This is a genomic window from Planctobacterium marinum, assembly GCF_036322805.1.
Classification (GTDB): domain Bacteria; phylum Pseudomonadota; class Gammaproteobacteria; order Enterobacterales; family Alteromonadaceae; genus Planctobacterium; species Planctobacterium marinum_A.
This window is the reverse complement of the sequence record NZ_AP027272.1, coordinates 4,130,619-4,152,673: the sequence shown is the minus strand read 5'-3', so window position 1 is coordinate 4,152,673 and position 22,055 is coordinate 4,130,619. Positions and strand designations below refer to the sequence as shown.

The window sequence follows — 22,055 nt, the reverse complement described above, 5'->3', positions numbered from 1 at the left end:
AGCATGATCAACGAAATCCAAATCTATCCGCAGATAGCGACCTATCAGAATCTGGCAAGGCTCAATGACCTCCGCCGGATTAATTATATTTTCGGCGCAAATGGCACTGGAAAAACGACTATCAGCCGTGTGATTGCCGCAGAGCAAGGGCACGAGCACTGCCAGCTAGTGTGGCAAGGTGGTAGCGAACTTGAGCGCATGGTGTACAACCGGGATTTTGTTGATCGCAACTTTAACCAAGATGGGCCTCTACAAGGCGTTTTTACTTTAGGCGAGAATCAGGTTGAGGCCGAGCGTGAAATTGCTCGTTTACGTCCAGAGATAGATAAAGTAAATGGTCAAATATCAAGCCTAAAGATTCAATTGGATGGGGAAGATGGTCAATCTGGCAAGCGAAACGAGCTTTCAGATTTAGAGCCTGTATTAAGGGATAAGTGCTGGAAGCAAAAAGAGCTTCACGATGCCTATTTCAAGGAAGCCTACGCTGCAGCGAGTGTTCGTGGTAATAAAGAGCGATTCAAAGATAAGGTATTGTTGGAACAAGCATCCAACACGGCTGTGCTTCTGTCGCTAGATGAACTAAAACAAAAGGCTCAAACTATTTTCTCGAATGAACTTGAACGGGCTGTTCCGCTTGAGACCCTTTCTGCTGCCGAACTTGTGTCCGTAGAGGGAAATGCATTACTGCAAAAGGTGATTGTCGGTAATCAGGATGTCGATATTGCGGCACTGATTAATCGCCTTGGTAACAGTGACTGGGTGAAACAAGGGCGTCAGTATCACGAGCAAGAGCCTGAAATCTGTCCTTTCTGCCAACAGTCAACGGAAAAACAATTTGCGGATGATCTCACAGCGTTTTTTAGCGAAGCCTATGACAACGACGTTCAATCATTAAGGCAGCTACAAGTAAGCTACAAGGGTGCAAGCGAACAGCTGTTGGCTGCAATTCAGCGTTGTGTGGAAGCTCATAACCCATTTTTGAAACAGGACCTGTTTAACGCAGAAGCTCAGGCTCTTACAGAAAGATTAAAAAGCAATCAGGCCATATTGAGCAAGAAGATTGACGAGCCTAGCAGGAAGATTGAGCTTGAATCGATCGAGCCATTGGTTACGAAGTTGCAGTCCTTGTTGGCCGAGGCCAACGAAGCAACTAATGAACATAACCAGATGGTGGCGAATATTGCTACTGAAAAGCGCAACCTGATCGCGCAAGTCTGGCGCTACGTATTGAATGAATTGTCGGATGATTTACAGCAGTATCAACAGAGCAAGGATCATCTTGCTAGAACGATTGAAGGTATGGAGCAAAGTTTAAGAGAGAAGAACGCACTTCTTCGTGGGCTGCAGGATCAAATAAAGGAACTTGAAAAGCAAACAACATCCATCCAGCCAACGATTGCTGCTATTAACGACTTGCTGCAGAAGTTAGGCTTCACTTCCTTTTCGATTGGAGAGGCGGATGAAGGCCGACACTATCGAATAAATCGTGCCAACGGTGAGGATGCAAGCCGTTCGTTGAGCGAAGGCGAAAAAACCTTTATCACCTTTTTGTACTTCTACTACCTAATCAAGGGCGCTCAATCTCCCTCTGGTATTACAACCAACCGAGTTGTTGTTTTTGATGACCCCATATCGTCGCTAGACAGCGACATTCTTTACATCGTAAGCAGTCTTATTAAGGGCGTGATGGAAGAGGTAAGAAGCCAAAGCTCTCAGATCAAGCAAATATTTGTGTTGACTCATAATGTCTATTTTCATAAGGAAATTAGTTACAACAGAAGCAGGCCCGCTGATAAAGCTCTTAATGAGGAAAGTTTTTGGCTGGTAAAGAAACTTCAGCAGGGCTCTGTTGTTGAACGTTGCATCACTAATCCAATTCGTTCGGCCTATGAGCTATTGTGGGAAGACGTGAAGGCAGAAAATATTTCCAGCGTCAGCCTTCAAAATACATTGCGAAGAATACTTGAGAATTATTTCACTATGTGGGGTGGAATGGGAAAAGACGAAATTTGTGCGCTCTTCGATGGGAGAGACAAGTTAATTTGCCAGTCACTGTTTTCCTGGGTCAATGACGGTTCTCACTCAGTTCATGACGACCTTTATATCAATCATGGCGAGCAAACAAATGAGGCATACCTTCGTGTCTTCCGTAGTGTCTTCGAAAAGGCCCGTCAGTTAGGTCACTACAACATGATGATGGGAGTTGGCAATGAGGATGGCAACCACCAGGATGAATTGGCTGTCAACCTGGAAGTCACATCATGAGGATATCTATACGGAACAATAGCAGTTACATCATTGAGTTCGATCAGCTTATTGTTAGCGGGCGCGAAGCGGCAGGTGGGTATGCCTTTAGTTTCACTTTGCGCGGTAGCCGTCCGGCATGCAGTGCCCCTGTCAGTATTTTTGATATAAGTCTGAGCCTTTCTCTGTCCGACCCCGTCAGACCATTACTAAACGCTGTTCCATCATCGACTCAAGTGGTTCAGTGCCACAGCTTCGCTAATAACAGTGAGCAGATTCATTTTGAGTGTGTGTTAACTAAAGGGCAAGTCAACGCGATTGAAGACTATCGCTTGGAAGGAGACCTTAAGCTAAATGTGGGCTTAAGGGCCTTAACGACATCGAGTGATGGCCTGCTTACTAGCTTCGATGTGGCAGATGTTGTTGTACCCAGAGAGCATTGGCTTAACGCGCTGAAAAGTGCCGGATTCAGACAAACCTTACTGTTTGAAGTGCCATTTCCTTATGTGTCTGAAGAACTAACCGGCATTATCAGTAAGGCTCAGGAGTTTATCGAAACCGGACACTATAAGGACGCCGTCATGCAGTGTCGTCACATCATCGAGCAGATCGAAAAAGTGCGGGATGATAAAAAGCAATCTTCTGCTGCCAATGCAAAAGCACATAGTAAAGAGCGGCAGGATATGTCGTCCATAGAGCGGTTGCTGAGCCTTCGTGAGCAACTCAAAAATGTTTGTCAGTTGGGCGCTCATGGGAGTGAACACTTTACCCGATCACAGGCTAAGGTCGTGCTTGTAATGACGATGGCATTGTTGGCAGAGCCGACTGTTGGGTTTGCTGCGTTAATAGATGAGGATATCAATATGGAAAACGTAGAATGAGAATCACGCGAATATCCCTGACTAATTTCCGATCGTTTAAAGATACGCAGTCGATACACGTCGCACCTGTAACGCTTTTGTTTGGGCCTAACAGCGTGGGTAAAAGTTCTGTCTTGATGGCACTGGCTTATGTACAACAGATTTTGAAGAAGGGGCATTGCAATCCTCAAAAACTGGATGCCTTGGGTAACAAGACCATAGGTGGATTCCGCGCACTGGTTCATGGGCAGGAACTCAAGAAAACCATTCGAATTCGTCTGGATTATGCAGCGGGCAAAACGCCCTTTGTTTACTATGGCGCGAATGTCGATGAAATGGCAAACCATATTCAAAACGTTTCCTACGTTTTGATGAATGACTTCGGCGGTAGTATAGAGTCTGGATCGATAGAGTTTGAGATAGCCTGGTCAGAACGTTTTAAACAGGCGTATGTAAAGAATTATCGTGTTTGGGCAAACGATGTTTATGTGGGATGTATACATTCATCAGAAGATCAGAAAAACACGCTGATTCGGGAACTTAATACGCAACATCCATTGCTTTTGCCTCACAACAATGACGATTGGCTGGAGAGCCAGTATGGCGATGCTGATGAAAGGGAATCTTTAGAAGCTGATGAGTACCACACGGAGTTTGAGCAAGTACTGAATCAATTGAACCCTAACCCTGCTTCTACAGCTGCGGTATCCGATAAAGAGTTGTCAGGAGCAGACTTCGTCAATCGTATTGCACCTATTGCTTTAGCCTGTCGGAGTGGTGCTGTCCCTTTGCTGGGTGTTCCTGTTGTCACTAACTTGGTGGGTCAGGACTTTGATGAGCTGGAAGAGCACTTTAATTATTTGGTAACACGAGAAGTTCTTAGCCAGGCTTTTGTATTGCCCCTGGATAAGCTTCTGGAATATCTGGATAAAAGTGTTCAGATTGGCCCGCTTCGTGTGGTGCCTGATAATGATTACGTTCCAAATCCTCATCCTGAGCAAAAGGAATGGGTAGACGGTTCCGCTGCCTGGGATCTACTGCATAAAGACCCGAATAGTGACGAATCCATTAGAAAGTTGATCAGAAACACAAGCGAGTGGTTCGCGTCCAGCGATAAGCTTGATGCAGGCTATGAGATCATCAACAAATCAATAGCAGAGAGTATGGACGCAGGCAGTGACCAGGGTGATCTTGGCTTGTTCAGCAAGCGCCATGTTTTCTTTAAAGAATTGCGTACCAACATTCTGCTGTCAGCGAACCAGTTGGGAACGGGGATATCGCAGGTATTGCCCATAGTGGTCGCTGCAAATCATGACGATATTGCGCTAATAAGTGTTGAGCAGCCAGAGTTGCACATTCATCCGCGTTTTCAGGTGGAGCTAGCCGATGTTTTTCTTAGGGCTAAGCAAAAGCATTCCTTCCTGATTGAAACGCACAGTGAACATATCATTCTTCGCCTGTTGAAGCGTATACGGCAGACTACAGATGAGGAGCTGCCAGAGAATTATCAGCCTATCGAGGAAGGCGACGTCTCAATCGTTTATCTGGAACCTACCGAAAATGGTGTTGTGACCAAACGCATCCGCGTGGATGAGGATGGTGAATTTGTTGATCGCTGGCCTCAGGGCTTCTTTGTGGAGCGTCGTGAGGAGCTTTTGTAATGATCTACGAGTATGCACTTGAGCCAGCGGTGTTAACTTCGTGGGCATCAAATGATCGTGATTACGCTGAGTTTCTTAGAGAATATGGCTTAGGCACTCCCCGGATTGTAAGCAGCTTTCCAAAGAAAAAGGCGTCTAAACTTCGTAGTTATTTACTACAGCATAGCCCGCAGGATGAGCAGTCATTGGCCGGGCAGCGTTACACCGAGATAGTTCTTAAAGTCGTTGAGTCAATCGTTGTGCGAGATGCTCAAGTTCAGAATACTGCTGAGTGGGCAGAAGCCGCTATCGTTGAGAATCGCAGAACTCCCTTTGATGTGATCTTATCTTCAGCTGAGATCCAAGAGGGAAACAATGTCACACCAGCCTCGATGTATTCACAAGGAAGCATCTGGAATCATCCGGGTCAGGTAAATGTTTTGCGCACGAATGAGGGATTGCTTGCCGCTGTCGTGAATCTTATTCGGCTTGCGGATGAGAAAATCGTAATTATTGATCCCTTTGGGTGGACTGCTGAGGCCATTAATTTTCTTCAGTTTATGCTTCAGTCCATCACAAACAATCGTGTTTCTGAGGGTTTGCCGGCGATTGTGCTGTTTTATAAAGAAAAGCGCGGTAGCGGTAACAGTGGTAATGGTAGCCCATCCGCTGATCACGTTAGGCAGCAGATACTTCAGGGTCTGACGGGTGATGTATCCAATCTACAGCTCGAAGTATTCGAGCTAAGAGAGACTGTAAACAACGATGTTTTTCATAATCGTTGTATTTTGACGGAACATGGTGGTGTGATAACCGGGCATGGCATTAGTGTGTCTGGCGATGAATCGCATACCGATGAAGCGATATTGATGAAGCCTGAGATCTATCAGAAAAAATGGCGGCAATTTATTGAGCAAAATTGCTTTGAGGTCATATCGAGCGCTTAGCGCAATTTGTAATAAACAAAAATAATGATTGAAGGAATAAGCAGTCAGGAGGGAGTATGTACAATATCGATGGTGTTTTAGGTGAGGGTAATACGGTCAGCGGATTTATAAAGTCGCTGTTGCACCAGCGGGAATTGCCAGAGCCCAATGGTTCCCCCTTGTTTACCTATCAGCTAAGCGCTGATACCTGCGCCAGATTGCGATCCCTCCTGCAGGAAAGTCCGCCCAATTCCGCATCGTTGAAAAACGCACACTGGTGCGCCGCATTTTGTTTGTTTGGTGCTGAATGGTACCGGCGTGAATACCAGTCTGCTTGGTCTTGGTCTGGTATATTTCATTCATTAGGATTTGAGTTAGATCCGTACAAGCGCGCCGATGTGGTGATCAAAGGTCTTGCCTATTGGAAGCGCCCTGTCAATCGCTATGACAGCAACCGAAACGATTATCTTGGGTCATTGTTTAGTGAAGGTGGATTACCCTTCTCGTTGCTGGCCGCCGAGGGAGGCCGGTTCCTGGCACTTTTCAGGAAGTTGCTGGTGGAGTTTGACTGTGCAAAGTCCTTTGGTGTTTCCCCGATCCCCTTAATTAAACAGCAATTGCAGATGATGCCTGATGCGTTTCACTCTGACAGCACCGTTACCTTGTTGCACGATATGGTTGGTAACCTGTATGCCCTGATTGATACATATAGTCTAGAAGAGCAAATTGCGCCTGCAGAGCATCTCGATTCAATGGTAAAAAACTGGCGCGTTAGCTTTCCTATCCCATTGGATACAGAAACTGGGGATAAATTTTTAACAGGCTTACTTAACTCGGCGGCGGCTCAGCGTAAAGATAAAAAACGTGAACAGCAGCGTTTAAAGCTGTACCAATGGCTAAGCCATTCCAGTGAATTATCGTTTTCATCCAGTATTCGTATCAGTAAGAAATTTGCTATTCCGCTGACCCGCAAAGATTTAGCAGCACCTATTGTTGAAGTCTTGGTGTTTGAAGGGAAGACACAAATTGCCGATTTTGGGATGGCCCGGGCTGAGATAAGTGACAACTGCACTACGTTGCAGATGCGTAAAACGGAGGTGTTTGTTCGGCGCGAACAGTATGAGGTGCCGCTTTCCATTGTAGTCATGCAGGCAGGGAAGGTGAGTTATGTTGAAGAAATCCCCGCTTCCTCCTTGCCACTAGATGACATGCCCGTACTGCTTGCACAGAAAAATGAGGAATATGAGGTGATAGGCTGTGGCAGTGTGAGCCAGAAAGCCGAAAGCCTGGCGGTACTGTTACCTGCTGATGCACAGGTTGACAGTAAAGACGCCACAGTAATCGACTACGTGCAGTACGAGGGCTATCGTCGGGTTGGGTTTTCCGGTGAACTTATTATTCGCTATACCAACGCAGAAGATAGTGACACCTATCACCTATCAAACAAAGAAGACAGTTTCAGTAGTGAAAGCCTGGAGATAAAGGGCGAGCAAATAGAATTTCCTAGTCAGGGAGGGTATCCGGTGTACAGAGGCGTGCCTCGCATTACCTGCCATCATCCTGAAGCCCGTATTTTCATCGGTGACAATGAGGTAGGAAACGCAAGGCATTCGGCAGAACTCTTTGGTCGACAAGTGTTACGGGTAAAAGCTGAGGGAAAAACTCTTTATCGACGAAAAATTGCGATACTGCCAAATGATTTTGAGATTGCGTTGCAGCCAGGACAAAGCCCGGTTACCGGCAGTGTGTCAATTGCGAGTGAAAAAGCCTTTATTTACAACGTTGACTCTGAAGTTAATACGAAGACACGGTCAGTGAACCAGACTAAACATATTACGCTCAGTGCTGATGGTATTCCACCTATCCACATTGTATTGCAGGTACAAGCCAACTTATTGGCAGAGCCGATTTCACTGACTATTCCGTTTCCCAGTCGTGGCGCACTGGTGTTTGATGAAAATGGAAAAGCATTGCCTCGTCATTGTGCGATTGATGAGTTACTAGGCGTTCGTGCGATGTTGTTTAAAGCACCCAATAAGCCTAGAACGGAGTTTGATATAGAGCTTAAAGCGCCTACATCGTCCAGGGATAATCCATCCTATGTGTTTCATTACGATGTCCATAAAAGCGCAGAGGAAGTTAGCCTATTTGAGCTGCGAGACAAAATAAAAGAACTGCTGGCCACGGCTCAAAATAATGAACTTGATGAAGTAGTAAGAATGGTCATTAGCAGTCAGGGTACTGTGCTAAAACAATATACCGTTGGCTGGAATGCTGCATCAGGGAAGGTCGCTTTTGACTCTTTAGTATTCAGTAGTGATGAGGTGAGGGATTTCTCAGATCTAAAGCTAGAGGTAATTAACTTAGCTGACCCAAATGAAAAGCCGGAAGTACTTGCTCAGCGGTTATCAAACGGCGCGCCAATAGGTGAATTTGAGTTGCCGCAACGTCGCGCCACACCAAAACTTGCAGTGCCACAGAGAGCATCAGCGATTTATTTTAGGGCAATATTTATCCCCCCTACCGAGTCAACGGTGTTATCAGGGGAAGTACGTTCGCTGGAAAAAGCGGCGCAGCATTATCACCCTGTTCACAACACCGATGCTTTTACGCCAGTTTTAGATGCAATGGCAACTAACCTTGAGCACTCTGGCTGGCGATACCTGGATAAATTGCTTGAGAGTTACGCGCATCTCCCCCTTGCCACATTTGAAGCCTGGAAAGCGCTGTCAAAGCACAAAGGCTGTCTATCTCTTCTGCCGTTTGCTACCAAACAAGCAGTTGAAAGAGTGTTAGAGGTGTTACAAACACAATGCAATGTGGTTTGGGAGCTAATACCGCTGGATTACTGGAATGAAGCCCAAAAGCGTTACAAAGTCTATCTGGAAAAATTGGGCTTCCCAGAGCCATTAGTAGCAAAATACTTGCAGGATAAAACAGATGCGATAACCGGTTTTATGTCATTGCCAGAGTTGTTCTCAGTCGATAGCAAGAACAAAGCCATGTATCCCATTTTGATCAATACCTGGAAAGACGATCTTTTACGTCATAGTGCCGATGTAAAAGTCCGCTGGCCGCAACATTATGGGGCCGCACTTCAACGCGCTGTTTTAATAAATTTCAAAGAAATGGCTTCGTTTGACGTACCACATGAATTTCAAACCGCTGTTATGTATTTCCCGATTGCAGCGGCGGCAGTGGTGATGGGTAAAGCAGGCTGGCAGGAGCTTTTGGGCACTAACCACGTGAACTATTTTCTGCTGCGGCAGCTTATGGAGTTCGACCGTGATTGGTTTAACCCTGTGTTCCAATGTGCACTGAGTTTCTTTAAGGAGTATTGATATGAAAGGATTTTTTTCGACATTAAAGCAGCAAGCGAATTCCCGGGCTAAGGAAGCAACCCTGAGCGTATTGGGTATCAATAACCCAAGGCTACGAAACCATCTTAGTGCCAAAATGGAAGGCGATGAGGCGTTTGTTCACGGACCCGTGTTCGAACAAATGTTTGCCTGGGAGCGCGATCTCACTTTATCACTACAGGAGTTGGTTGAGACAGGTTTACTCTCAAAGGGCGTGGTTGACGCCTTAGATTCAAAGGATAATGGCAGATACCGGTTTAACCGTGAATGGCACCCGTTCAAGCATCAGCGCAAGGCGTGGAGGGATTTATTAGCCGAACAGGCGCAGTCCAGGATTATCACCAGTGGTACCGGATCGGGTAAAACTGAGTGCTTCATGATCCCGGTTTTAGAAGATCTTTACCGTGAAGCACAAGGAGCGCAATCTCGTTTGACTGGGGTGAGAGCGCTTTTTTTGTATCCGTTAAACGCACTGATAAATTCACAGCGAGAACGTCTGAATGCTTGGACGAAACACTTTAACGGCGACATACGTTTTTGTCTGTTTAATGGCAAGACGCCCGAATACTTAGAAAGTAAAGAGCGACAGCAGCAGCAAGCCAACCCTCAGGAAGTAATGAGTAGGGAAGGCTTGCGTGATGATCCGGCCCAGATACTGGTTACCAATGGCACCATGCTTGAATACATGCTAATCCGGCAGGCGGATGCACCTATTATTGAGCAGTCAAAAGGTAAACTTCGCTGGATAGTGCTGGATGAAGCTCACACCTATGTTGGCTCGCAGGCTGCAGAGCTGGCGCTGCAATTACGGCGTGTAATGCAGGCCTTCGAAGTAGAGCCTGAAAATATCCGCTTTGTTGCCACCTCGGCAACAATCGCGGGAGCTGAGGCCGAGAATAGCCTGAAACGCTATCTGGCGAATCTTGCTAATATTTCGGAGTCTCAGGTTGAAGTAATAGGTGGTCGCAGACGTGTGCCTCAATTAAGACCTAGCGCTTCTCAAACACTTTCGCTTGAGCAAATAGAAGCCATAGAGCCGGAAGGTGAGGCTCCTGATTCAAAAAAAGAAAAGCGTGACGCGGCAGTCTCCCAGTTGCGTTTCAATGCATTAGTCAATAATGACATTGCGATGTCATTAAGAAGGGCTCTCACTAAACAAGATGCGCCTCCAAAAACGATAGAAGAGATTAGGCAAGATCTCTCTGAATTCAACTTAACAGAGGCTGAGATTTACCGCTGGTTGGATATTTGCACAAACACGCGACCATCGTACAACGGGCAGGATGAAGCCTTTTTAAAACTCCGAGCGCACTATTTTCAACGCACTCTGGACGGGGTATGGGCCTGTATTGATAAGCACTGTGCATATAAAGAGAGAACGCCGCTTGATGAACATTGGCCGTATGGGGCCGTTTACTCTACGCACAGTGTCCATTGTGAATGTGGTGCTCCGGTTTTAGAGCTCGCATTCTGTGATGAATGTAACGAACCTCACTTACTCGGTGCCTATGATAATCATTCATCATTACAGCAGTGGGTGAATCGGCAAGAAGATGAGTTTTCTCTCACCGAAGGTGAAAGAGAAATAGACGCAGATAATCCAAGCGATCTCTCCGACATAAGTGCAGACAGCCTGACTCGGACGTCACAGCCTGTCGTATTCAGTCATTCTGAAAACGAAGAACATGGCTACCAGCCTGTCACCTTTGATAAAACAGGGAAAATGAAGTTTGGCGATGGCGAAATTGAACTTGCTGTTAATGAAGAAGCACAACAGCAATGTTCTGGCTGTGGTCATAAAGGTCGCGGTCAACATGGAAGAGCACTCAGAAGATGCTTATTAGGTGCGCCTTTTTACGCGACAAATGCGGTTCCTACCGTATTAGAGTATTGCCCGGACTTTGAACAAGATGACAAAACAAGTAGCAAAGAAGGCCCCAACTCTTTGCCTGGACGAGGACGTCGCCTGATCACTTTTACTGACAGCCGACAAGGAACGGCCAAAATATCAGTGAGTATGCAACAGGAAGCGGAGCGTTCTCACTTCCGGGGTGTATTGATTCGAGAGTTACGCAAATCACTCATAGAAAAGATGGATTTAGATCCCCAACTTTTGGATAGGGTAAGAGAATATCAATCAATGTCGATTGACACTCTTAAGATTTGTTTACCAGGTATAAAAACTGAGAGGCCGGATGATGCTGAAGCCCTTGAACAATACATTGAGGCACTAGAGGGAGGAGTACTAAACAAACTACAGCCGAAACCGATGGCCTGGCCCGATTTAATCAGTATCGTAAAAAGCGATAACGATATTGCACAGTCTATGACGTTGGAAAACCGTTATCTTGCTCCAGAAGTGTTTGAACGGTCTGACGCAACAAAGCTTTCTGAAATGCTGTTGACCCGAGAAGTCGCGAGGCGTCCTAAATTTCGCAACAACATTGAGACTCAGGGTTTGATCAAACTGGTCTACACCGGTATTGAGTCGATAGAAAGAGTCCCTGAATTCTGGGATGCACATAAACTGACTTTGCAAGATTGGAAGGATTACTTAAAGGTCTGTATGGACTTTTATGTCAGAGAGAACACATTTGTCGCAGTTAATGACGAATGGTCACGATGGATAGGCATGCACTTTTATCCCAAATTCCTAATCGACCCAGAATCCAGGGACGAGGACGAAAACCGCATCAAGAAATGGCCTCTAGTGAGGACTGGCAATGCTAGACAACAAAGAGTTATCACATTATTGGCCAAAGCAGCAGGCTTTGATCAAATTGGTACTAAGCAAGAAAACATTCTCAATACATGGTTGAAGGCAGCATGGAAAGCACTGATAGATTCACGTACGATTTCTGATGTATCGAACAAGCGATTTCAGTTGCGCTTAAATACGGTGCAATTTTCACTCTTGACTGACGCCTACATTTGTCCGATAACCAATAAACTACTTGATACTGTATTTAAGGGTATCACTCCCTACATTCCCTGGAATAAAGCTGCCAAAGATTTCCAATGTAACAAAGTAGACTTACCTTCAATTTGGGAGTTTAACACAGGCACCAACGTCTCTACGTTTATCGACGAAGTCAGGGAAAAAGTGGCAAATGATGCCAAAGTACGAGTGTTACGAGAGCTGAACCTGTGGACAGATATTAACGACAGAGCCGTTGAGGGAGGGTTTTATTATACAAATGCGGAGCACTCGGCTCAACAATCATCGGAAAACCTGGAACGTTATGAAGAGTGGTTTAAGCAAGGCCGAAAAAATGTGCTGAACTGCTCCACGACGATGGAGATGGGCGTGGATATTGGAGGAATATCTGCCGTGGTGATGAACAACGTGCCACCTCACCCAGCCAATTATCTTCAGCGCGCGGGTCGGGCAGGCCGCTCCAGTGAGGCGCGTGCCATCGGGTACACCATTTGTAAAAGTAATCCGCACGATCAATTTGTGTTTAACCACCCAAAATGGCCATTTGTAACCGCCATACCTGCTCCGACTGTGACGTTTAGTTCGTCAAAACTGGTACAGCGGCATGTAAACGCATTTTTGTTAGGTAAGTTCTTACGCGAAGAAATCGGTACAACTCAGAAAGAAAAACTATTTCTAAGCCTTGAATGGTTTTATCTGAAACTAGAATCGCAAAAAGCCATTTATGAGCGGTTTATTGACTGGTTGAGCGCCAAAAGTACCGCGATGAAAAATGAGTTCGATGTACTTGTAAGAGGGACATCGCTGTCATCATGTTCAGAAGTGAAGTTGTGTGACGATGCCAGGGACAAGGTAGTAGCGTTAGCCAAACGCTGGCTCGACGAATACCAGTACATTCAAAAGGAATTAAGCAGTACCGACTCAGAACTATATAAACACAAGCTTGAAAAGGATTTGCGACGATTATGTCGGGAGTATCTGCTCCGGGATTTAGCAACAAGGGGCTTTCTGCCTGGTTACGGATTTCCTACCGACGTGGTCAATTTATCGGTGTATTCACTGACAGATTTCTTGCGTGAAAAAGAGCACAAGCGCAAGAAAGACTTCAATGAATCCAGAGACGATAACGTATCATTGAGTCGGGGAATGCCCAGCAGAAACCTTGCGGTTGCGATTCGGGAATTTGCACCTGGAACCGAGCTGGTACTGGATGGAAGAGTGCATAAGTCAGCCGGAATTACATTGAATTGGCAGAATGTGCATGTTGAAGGTGCAAAGGACGCTCAGAAGTTTGATATTGCCTGGAAGTGTGACAGTTGCGGGCAAACGGGATATGAAACGGAATTGAACAAGCAAGGCGGCCTTGTTTGTACTAATGCTAAGTGTGGAAAGCCAATAAAGTTTAAACACCAGCGAAATGTTATCGAGCCAACAGGGTTTGTGGTGGACTTCTATCATCCGCCGTCGAATAACATCGCACATACACAATTTGTGCCAGTTCAAAAGCCGTGGGTCATGGGAAAAAGCGAGCATATCCCGCTACCAAATCCTGAAGTTGGGTATATGGTGGCGGATAGCGAGGGACATGTTTTTCATTACTGTTCTGGTGTAAATGGAACAGGGTATGCAATTTGTCTGGGCTGTGGCAGGGCCGAATCTATGACGTTATCAGAAGAGCTGCCTCAGTCTCTCACGTACGATAAGCCGCATAGACCTCCGATGCCAAATCGCTTTCAACGTAACGCTGATGATAAACCCGAGTGTGATGCTTCTGGCAAAATTTTGGAGGGAATCCACCTTGGTTACAACACAACAACAGACGTCTTCGAGCTTATATTGCGAAACCCTGAGTCTAAAGCTTGTCTGCATGACAAAACGATAGCGACAACCATAGCAGTTGCACTACGAAAAACCCTGGTTGACCAACTCGGTATATCTGTCAGTGAGGTAGGCTATAGCACTCGACCTGCATTGATTGACGGTGGTGCTAATGCTGAAGTCGTTCAACTTTTCGATATAGTAAGTGGTGGCGCGGGTTTCGCTACGTCGGCAAAACACGTCATTAAGCCCCTTTTGGAATCAGTTTTCGAAGTACTCACCTGTAACGATGATTGTGAAAAGTATTGTCATTCTTGCTTGTTAGAAAGCGACTCACGTCATGATATTGACCGGTTAGACAGAAAGCTGGCACTGATCTGGTTACAGGAAAATATCCAGAATCATCTGAGTCTGCCAAGTGAGGTTAATGAGCTACTTGGACGGGGTTGTCCTGTTTCGTATGTAGCAAGCACGCTTCAGGAAAAACTAAGTGAGGTGGTTAGGTCAAAACCAGATACCTTGAGGTTTTTTTTCTCCGGGCAAGTGGCTGACTGGGATATGGCAACGGGTCGTTTCAAAGCCAAGTTTCATAGCTTACTAAGCGATGAAATTACCGTGCAAGTCGTTGTTCCGAATAAAAAGCTTGATAAAGAGGTAAACCGATTCCTGGCAGAGTTGGGCAGAATTGGCGTTGAAGTAGTGGCGGCTGATGTTGCCCACAACGTTGTATATCAGGTGATCAAGGACAACCGTTGCCTGACCGTTGCCAACATTGACGAGCTCACCACACTACCGGGCGAGCATTGGCTGGTTAGTGAGCAAATTTCGGTTGAGACTGTGAGCTACCCACAAATAGAAGGACAAAAAGTTGAGCTTGAGCCACCACAAAAATTTGGTGTACAGGAGATACCTGCGCTGAAAGAGTTAAATGGGTCGTTGGTGGGCTTAGGAAAACGGCTTATCCACTTTTGGAGCGAAAACGAGTCGCGGTTTAAAGAGGAAATATCTAACTCGCCTTTGGAAAATGTTGTTTATACCGACCGATATGTACAGAGCCCATCAAGCCTGTTAATGCTAAGTGAGCTGCTCTCGGGGCTTGCAATGGATCAGAATCTCAGTATCGAAGTTAACACCTGCTTTGATGTGAATCACAGATCGAGAGAAGGCTTTGCCATTCATCACGACTGGATCTATCAGGATGATTACGAAACTATTTTTAGCGGCTGGCTTTCTCATGCCTGCTCTCAGGATGTCCAGCTTAACATGGTAGAGAAAGCTCAGATTCCTCACAGACGAACACTGGCTTTACATTTCCAGAGCGGTAAAGTAATCACGATAGTGTTAGACCAAGGGTTGGGTTACTGGAAACTTCATCTGGACAGAGGGCTCCATAACTTTGACTTTCGTCGCAGTATAAATGAGCAGGAAGCGCGCCTTCGAGAAGCTTATGGCCGAGCAATAGTATATAACAGCGCGGATTGGCAGACGTGGTTCACTATAAGTTTCTCTGAGTGATAATTTTTGAGCCCCTTTGGCCGAGGAAAGTAAGTGTAACAATCAATTTAGAAACATTTAATTTTTACAAGCAGTTTGCAAAGTCGAAACTCAAAACTTTACGGAGCATATTAATGGCCGTAATAAGTGATTGGGTAATACCTAATACGCAATGAGTCGCATCCAGTAGTCGCTTTACTTCTGTTTTACTCAGTATCGTTGGCAATTTACGTGGTACAGGTACTGAGCTGACTTTTAGCATGACATCAGGGCGGTCAAGCATTTTGCAGAACAGAAATTGTAAGCCTGAAAAGGTGGAATTAATCGTCGTGTTGGTTACGCCAGACTCAGCCATTGCTAGCTGAAACTGGCGTAATTCTTCAGCCGTTGCATCTTCTGGTGATCGCTGGAGATAATCAGATTACGTTAAAATCGCTTGGTAGTTAGACCGTCAAGTTTCCTTGTTAATCACACCGAAACAATTTGGTTAACCAAAGGCCAGTTTCTGTGGTGCCGAAGCTTTAGTTCTTCTGATTAAGAAATCTTCCCAGCCAGGGTTTGCTCCGGGCTCTTTGATGGCTAGCTTGTTTTCAGAAACATGAAATGCGAGAGTTGCGCAGTTTTCGTTATCTATTCCAGGCTCAGCCGCTTCTTTGAAGTGCTCTAATTTTAAAGATTTATCATCATTGAAAATCGCAATTTCAGAAGCTTCAGAAATGATTGACTTGAGTTTTCTCATATTACCGTTTGAATAGGCGTACAGCCTTTTTGGCATAGAGCCCTCCGTTAGTGTTGCTTCAAATTTAAATGGCAGGTTTTTGTCAATCATTGTCAGGAAAATAAGATAATATTCCCTCTGTTTTGGGTCATTGACCCGAAATGGTGGAAGGGTGATGCGGTAAAATACTCTTTCGGATAGCTGACTGTTATGTCTTAACACCATCTCGCAATATGGCATTCCAGAGAGGATGATGGGAATTTCTGTCAACTCGATCAGCAGTTTTAGCCAGTCAGTTGTTCTACTGATCACGTCACCCGTGTTTCTCTCTATCATGTGCTGAAATTCATCGAGGAAAATTAGCTGTGTGTCGGTTTCTTTTAGTAATGTAGCAATCTTTTTTCTAAAATATATAGGATCATTTCCATCAAAATAGAGTGGATCGCCCAAATCAGAAAGGAGTTGCTGGGAAGCTGTTTTCGGCGTGGCGTTTTCTGGCAGTGTTGTATGAAGAATAGGAATTTTGGAACGGTTTGCCGAATCATCTGACGGGTAGGCTTTAATAAACTGTTTGATAAGTGTGGTCTTACCAGCACCGGTGTCACCAGTTATAAGCATGCACTTTGGTGGGGGGAGTCCTTTACTGATAAGGCAAGACTGCATTTTTGATTTAACTGTTTTCAGCAGGGGCGAGTCAATATAAAGCTCTTTTACCTCTTTTAACTTCTGCAGCTCTTCAACGCTGTTTTGAGTATTCATTTGTTAATACTCCATCCTGGTTGGTCCTGATTTTTTAAACTCCAGTCGAAATCATCTACTTTATGTTTTTCGGATTTGCAGGAAGGTGCCGAAGGATTATTATTGGCAATCCGTGTTTCTTCTTTTTGGATATTTGTTGACGATGTATCCTGATACCGGGCTGCTCTTCGCCTGTCTGTGATTTTATGTTGACGACTTGTGATGCATTCGCGTACTAACTGCTCTATGTCTAATTTTGCTCTGGCTAGCGCAGCATTATCCACTTTTTCCGAAATATACTTCTTAGCGTAGCGAATATGCGTATTGTGCTGAAATTCGCTAACATTCCACGCGTAAGAATAATCGACAGCATGAACTTTAAAATATTCTTTTGTGTGTGGGTTTAGTACAAAAATCTCCCCTAAATTTTCAGGGAAGTACTTCAATTGCACTTTTTTATTCTGATGATGACTGGCTCGCAGTTTCATCAGTTCATCGTTTGAATATTGCAAGTGATTAAGTGTAATGCCAAGACGTGTTAGTCGCCGATAGTCTTGTTTTCCAAGCGTAAGGTTCAGTTGGGATTCTGGTTTTTCATATGGTCGTGGCGCAAACATTTTTGAACCATGGAGCCAGGACTGATTCGGAATTCTGGTCCTCCTTGCGTCCGGGGCGTTTTGGTAAACATCAATCACCCACTTATGTATAACGAGATTTAACGTGTTAAAAGTGATTAAAGCATTTTTTTCTGGGTTATAGTCTTTGCGCTTATAAATACTGGAAAACGACTTACCTTCAAAGGGCGACAAAAAGTGATTGTTTACTGTGCCAAAATATCTCTCCACAGATGGTTTAAGCCATGGCTTTTTTACCGGGTTATAAGAGATATTGGTACCTATGCTTTGGCAGGCTCTTTCAAAATCTTTGGACCAGAATTCTTTTCCGTTGTCGACAATCAGATTTTCAGGTATTCCATGGCAAAGCCACGAAGACCTTATTTCAGGGTAGACATGCTTAATGTATTCTTTAGGAAGAATTGCGTTTTTTAGAGCTGCTGCTACGGATAAATAACTGGGAGGTGTAAAACCAAGATAGAAGCCCACTATCGAACGTGAATAGCAATCCATAAGAACTGTGAAATAAGGCCTGCCAAGTGGAATTCCGCTTTCGTCGTCAATTACAAATAGGTCTAACGGGGTGTGATCAACTTCAACCCTCTCAAGTACCCTTGACTGCTCCAGCATTTTACCCACTGTCCGGAACTGCTTTTGAGCAGCGGCTTTCCCTTCTCTCGCCTCTACTACAGCTATTGGTTTTAGCTTTTTAATCCTGGTTGCGAATGCAACATAACTTGGCAGTTGACATGTTGCGTTGTTTTCATTGTTATGGTTATAAATCAAAGATGTAAGGTAGTCATAACATTTGCTGACGGAAGGCCTTTCTGTTGCTAAGTATCGCTGAACAGCCTGGCTTATGTAGTTTTCTGTCGTGTCGCAAAACCTGGATTTAGAGTTTCCTCGCAGGTGAGATTTAGGAATAAGGCTCCTAATATTTCTGTCTGACCGTACGTATGACTCATGCCATCGTTGGATAGATCTTATGCTTGGTTGTTCTCCGCGCACGATTGTGTAAACATTTTCATATTGCTTCTGGATTGCCTGTTTGGAAAACTTTGTTACGCCAGCTTTGTAGAGTTCGTGAATCCAGTTCATTCTAAAAATAGCAGTGTCTCTTACTTCCTCAGGGAATGCTGATATATCATCATAGACTTCTAATCCAGAATGCTTATCGGGAAAGCATTCACTGTTATCCAGAGGCTCGTTATCATATGTCTGGGAAAAAAGCATTTCAAACGAATTATCGCTCATTACAGTAACCTCCAAATTTTGCTTTCTCCGCTAAAAGGTTTGCTCATCTCAATGTTGAATTGATGCATGCCAACGAGTTTCAGTATGTGGGGTATTATGGTGTACAGCTCCATACACAGCGTGCGAGAGATATGCATTATTGAAACTTTCTCTCCTGGTTTCAGCCAACGAATTTTTTCCATGATCATTGTGTTCGGTTCGAGTTCCGAGTATTTATGGAGTAATTTCAGGTTTTGAATAAGTGGCAGTTTGCGTATCACAGGCTCTGTAATGAGCTCTAATTGAATTTCGTTTGATTGACGTTGTATGGCATTAAATTTGGACTGAAATTCGGGAGAGAGAGTTTTGTTAAGGGGCTTAACCTCAAAGTATCGTTTTGTATTGTCGGTGAAATGAACCAGAAAATCTGGTGTATACCTTCGCCACTTATTCAAATAGTAGTATTCGAACCCAAGAGGCTGTGATTCGAAAAATTTAACATTGTTGCTGAATTCAAAATGGAAGCACGCGTCAAACTCCAGACCAGATTCTACAATGACTGTGCTATCATTCTTGGAACTTGCAAATTTATGTATATTTTTGCAAGTAGATTTGGTGAGACTGCGCTTTTTCATATCGTTATCGTTATCGTTATACAAGCACTGTTTAAATATTAAACGGATAAAGAGTGTTGTCAATCGTTTTTCAGGGAGGTGACATTTTATGCTTAAAAGTGACATTTTATGCTTAATAAGTGACACTTTATGCTTTAAACAACATCAATAAAGGAAGTCGTTATGAGTCGCACCGTATTTTGTCAGCGTCTGCAAAAAGAAGCCCCCGGTCTGGATTTTCAGCTTTATCCCGGTGAGCTGGGCAAGAAGATCTTCGACAACATTAGTAAAGAAGCCTTTAGCGAATGGCAGAAGAAACAAACCATGTTAATTAACGAGCACAAGCTCAATATGATGGATGCCAACGCGCGTTCTTTTCTGGAACAGCAAATGACGGCTTATTTATTTGAAGGTAAAGAGCCAACAATTGAAGGTTATACTCCGCCCAAGAGCTAAATTTGCCGTAAAAGTAGACGTTTCGCTGCTTTTATCGGCACTCGGCACACAAACTCTGTTTTTTTACAAAAAAGAGTTGACTTGGGGGGCCGAAATCCGTTTAATACGCACCCGCAGCAAGTGACAGACATGTTACAAACTGCAGATTCAGAGAACGATTCAAGTTCTCGATGGTGCACGCCCAGATAGCTCAGTCGGTAGAGCAGGGGATTGAAAATCCCCGTGTCGGTGGTTCGATTCCGCCTCTGGGCACCATTTCCCTTATCTCTTATATCAAGCTTCTAAATTTCCCATTTTTCAAATTTAAATATTAAGCCTTAGATCCGTGTTGTTTTTACACGAGATAAGGGAAATGGTGACCAGTAGCTCTCACGGCTTCGCCGTTCGATTACAAAATACATCCTTGTATTTTGCCCTCCGGGCCATGCTACGCATGTTGAGCAATGCTCCCGGCATTGCTGCTCCGCCTCCGGTGGTTGTTTCAATATCGAGGAAAGATGGGAAATGGTGAGCAGTAGCGCTCACGCCTGCGCCGTTCGATTGTAAATTTCGTCCCTGAAATTTATCGCTTCGCGACCATCCTTCGGATGTCCAAGATTTGCTCCTGCAATCTTGTCCGTCTCTTGAGCTACTTTGCCCTTTTTAATCTATGGCGTAACAGTCAATACAAACCTTCAAAATACTCAAAATAGCCAAAGTGTCCCAAATTTGTCCCAACAGAATCCAAATTTATCCGTCTAATCGGGGAGTGCTGCTAATCTTACCTTGTTGGTTGTGCAATAATATTGATGTAATCAAAAGAACGCTGGTCCGTTACCATAACTGTTAATAATGTGGAACCTTGCGGAGCCGTGATGTGCGACTTTTGGCGAGGGGATTGCTACAACGTTGATCTGAGGGTTTACGAGCCATGACACCGAGTTTTGTTTTTCAATCTGACGCTACAGACCGTTCAGAGTCTTTGTATCGGCCTAAACCATCTGACGTATTTAAAAGACGTTGTTTGTCTAAAACTGATAAAAAGCATCCTGAAATTGCAGAGTTAATGGGTATCTCAGCTAAGCATTTTTCAAGATTTATTAATGGTCATGTAAGAGTATCGATTGAGTTTGCTCGCAAGTTGGAATCCGTAACCAATATTAGCGCCGGCGCCTGGCTTCATTATCAAATGCAGTACGATTTATACGAAACGGCGGATGATGTGCTACCCAAACGTTCAATGTTTGGGTAATCCAAATTGCTACCAATACTCTCTTATTAGTGAAATTTTATTGTCGGTGTAACCGAAAAGGGCAAACATCTTCATGTCGGGCTGCCATGTTCCGTCTTCCTTGCGCAATCCATGGGAATACTCCACCGCTGCATGAGTTTTGCCGTAGATCACGTTTAAGATTCGAATTTCGTTCTCGGGACCGTTCTGGTACGCGCCTTTTTTAAGCTGCCGGGCAAAGGCTTCTGCCCAGGCTTTTTTATCAAAATCAGCGCCGTATTCGATGTGTTCATATTTAACGCTGTCGTGCATCAGAGCAATTAAGTTATCAATGTCTTGCTGTGTAGAACCTCGTTTTGCAACGCGATCCAGCGCCTGAAAGTACTTTTCTGCTTGCTGCAACATGCAGGCATTATCGCAATCTGTGGCATTTGCAGAAAATGCGAACATTAATAAAAGGATGCTAGGGAGTGATTTGATTTTCGATATCATATTCTTGTTTTTTATACGCTTTAAAATTGGTGAGCAAGCATTGGCTGTCTTGGAAAAGATTACAACCACAGCTGAGATGAGTGGTTAACAATATCAGGTGAGCAACAGTTAAGTTGTGCGAGCAAGGAGCAGTGTTCCTGATACACTGCTCTTTCAATAATAACGTTACAAACCCCTTTATTCCGGAGCCTTGATTATTTAGATTTAACTAACTTCTTTGGCAAGCTCAAAGTTCTGCTTTGCCAGTTTATCAGCCGCCAGGTGAATGGCTTTTCGTATCCGGGTGTAAGTGCCGCAGCGACAGATATTGGTCATGTGAGTATCTATATCGGATTCATCTGGATTGGGATTCTTCTGCAACAAAGACGCCGCTGCCATGATTTGCCCGGCCTGGCAATAACCACATTGTGGCACATCTACCTGCATCCAGGCTTCCTGTACCGGGTGTAACGTATCGGTGTTTGCTAAACCTTCGATAGTAGTTATTTGGGCGCCATTCAGGTGCTCAATCTTCAGCAAACAGGAACGGGTTGCCTCACCATTAAAATGCACGGTGCAGGCTCCGCATTGGCCAATACCACAGCCAAACTTGGTGCCTTTTAGTCCTGCGTTTTCTCTTATAAACCATAAAAGTGGCATGTCGGCTAGTTCTTCCGAGACAGAAACCGCTTTGTTGTTAAGGGTAAATTGAATAGTCATCT

Annotated in this window: 13 protein-coding genes, 1 tRNA gene and 1 pseudogene; 9 read left to right on the top strand and 6 right to left on the bottom strand. The window is 44.6% G+C overall.

The annotated features are described in order from the left end of the window. Window positions 1-3: 3 nt before the first annotated feature. The 6 genes from AABA75_RS18285 to AABA75_RS18260 are packed head-to-tail and all read left to right on the top strand — an operon-like array spanning window position 4 to window position 15,300. Window positions 4-2,265 carry an AAA family ATPase gene (locus tag AABA75_RS18285; protein ID WP_338294171.1) on the top strand — a complete coding sequence of 754 codons (2,262 nt, stop codon included), beginning with the start codon at window positions 4-6 and terminating at the stop codon, window positions 2,263-2,265. Next, entirely contained in the window at window positions 2,262-3,125 is an 864-nt protein-coding gene (locus AABA75_RS18280) for a hypothetical protein (protein WP_338294170.1), read from the top strand. The genes AABA75_RS18285 and AABA75_RS18280 overlap by 4 nt, the downstream gene beginning before the upstream one ends. Next, window positions 3,122-4,765 carry an AAA family ATPase gene (locus AABA75_RS18275; RefSeq protein WP_338294169.1) on the top strand — a complete coding sequence of 548 codons (1,644 nt, stop codon included), beginning with the start codon at window positions 3,122-3,124 and terminating at the stop codon, window positions 4,763-4,765. Before AABA75_RS18280 ends, AABA75_RS18275 begins: the two co-directional genes overlap by 4 nt. Continuing rightward, a complete protein-coding gene (locus AABA75_RS18270; RefSeq protein WP_338294168.1) occupies window positions 4,765-5,691 on the top strand; it encodes a hypothetical protein in 927 nt (308 codons plus the stop codon). The genes AABA75_RS18275 and AABA75_RS18270 overlap by 1 nt, the downstream gene beginning before the upstream one ends. Window positions 5,692-5,747: 56 nt before the next feature. Beyond that, window positions 5,748-9,011, top strand: coding sequence for an STY4851/ECs_5259 family protein (locus AABA75_RS18265; RefSeq protein ID WP_338294167.1), 3,264 nt, complete (start codon window positions 5,748-5,750; stop codon window positions 9,009-9,011). Between the two features lies 1 nt (window position 9,012). Beyond that, window positions 9,013-15,300, top strand: coding sequence for a DEAD/DEAH box helicase (locus AABA75_RS18260; protein ID WP_338294166.1), 6,288 nt, complete (start codon window positions 9,013-9,015; stop codon window positions 15,298-15,300). A gap of 64 nt (window positions 15,301-15,364) precedes the next feature. Here the strand turns inward: AABA75_RS18260 and AABA75_RS18255 are convergent. From AABA75_RS18255 to AABA75_RS21440, 4 genes and pseudogenes are all read right to left on the bottom strand, one after another. Beyond that, window positions 15,365-15,682: pseudogene (locus AABA75_RS18255) on the bottom strand (hypothetical protein); the annotation flags it as partial. Window positions 15,683-15,766: 84 nt separating this feature from the next. After that, entirely contained in the window at window positions 15,767-16,756 is a 990-nt protein-coding gene (locus AABA75_RS18250) for a TniB family NTP-binding protein (RefSeq protein WP_338294165.1), read from the bottom strand. Continuing rightward, window positions 16,753-18,603: a Mu transposase C-terminal domain-containing protein gene (locus tag AABA75_RS18245; RefSeq protein WP_338294164.1), complete on the bottom strand. Its 1,851-nt coding sequence runs from the start codon at window positions 18,601-18,603 to the stop codon at window positions 16,753-16,755. The genes AABA75_RS18250 and AABA75_RS18245 overlap by 4 nt, the downstream gene beginning before the upstream one ends. Further along, complete coding sequence (locus AABA75_RS21440; protein WP_425325585.1) at window positions 18,603-19,217, bottom strand: Tn7 transposase TnsA N-terminal domain-containing protein; 615 nt, start codon at window positions 19,215-19,217, stop codon at window positions 18,603-18,605. The genes AABA75_RS18245 and AABA75_RS21440 overlap by 1 nt, the downstream gene beginning before the upstream one ends. Window positions 19,218-19,379: 162 nt before the next feature. Here AABA75_RS21440 and AABA75_RS18240 point away from each other — a divergent pair, with 162 nt between their 5' ends. From AABA75_RS18240 to AABA75_RS18230, 3 genes are all read left to right on the top strand, one after another. After that, complete coding sequence (locus AABA75_RS18240) at window positions 19,380-19,652, top strand: oxidative damage protection protein (RefSeq protein ID WP_338294163.1); 273 nt, start codon at window positions 19,380-19,382, stop codon at window positions 19,650-19,652. A 179-nt stretch (window positions 19,653-19,831) separates the two neighbouring features. Next, window positions 19,832-19,907, top strand: a tRNA-Phe gene (locus AABA75_RS18235). A gap of 655 nt (window positions 19,908-20,562) precedes the next feature. After that, a complete protein-coding gene (locus tag AABA75_RS18230) occupies window positions 20,563-20,883 on the top strand; it encodes a helix-turn-helix transcriptional regulator (RefSeq protein ID WP_338294162.1) in 321 nt (106 codons plus the stop codon). Between the two features lie 9 nt (window positions 20,884-20,892). Here AABA75_RS18230 and AABA75_RS18225 read toward each other — a convergent pair whose 3' ends face one another. Continuing rightward, window positions 20,893-21,312 (bottom strand): hypothetical protein, encoded by a 420-nt coding sequence (locus AABA75_RS18225; protein ID WP_338294161.1) that lies wholly within the window; start codon window positions 21,310-21,312, stop codon window positions 20,893-20,895. 246 nt (window positions 21,313-21,558) lie between these two features. Further along, window positions 21,559-22,053: a (2Fe-2S)-binding protein gene (locus AABA75_RS18220; RefSeq protein ID WP_338294160.1), complete on the bottom strand. Its 495-nt coding sequence runs from the start codon at window positions 22,051-22,053 to the stop codon at window positions 21,559-21,561. Between the last annotated feature and the right edge of the window lie 2 nt (window positions 22,054-22,055).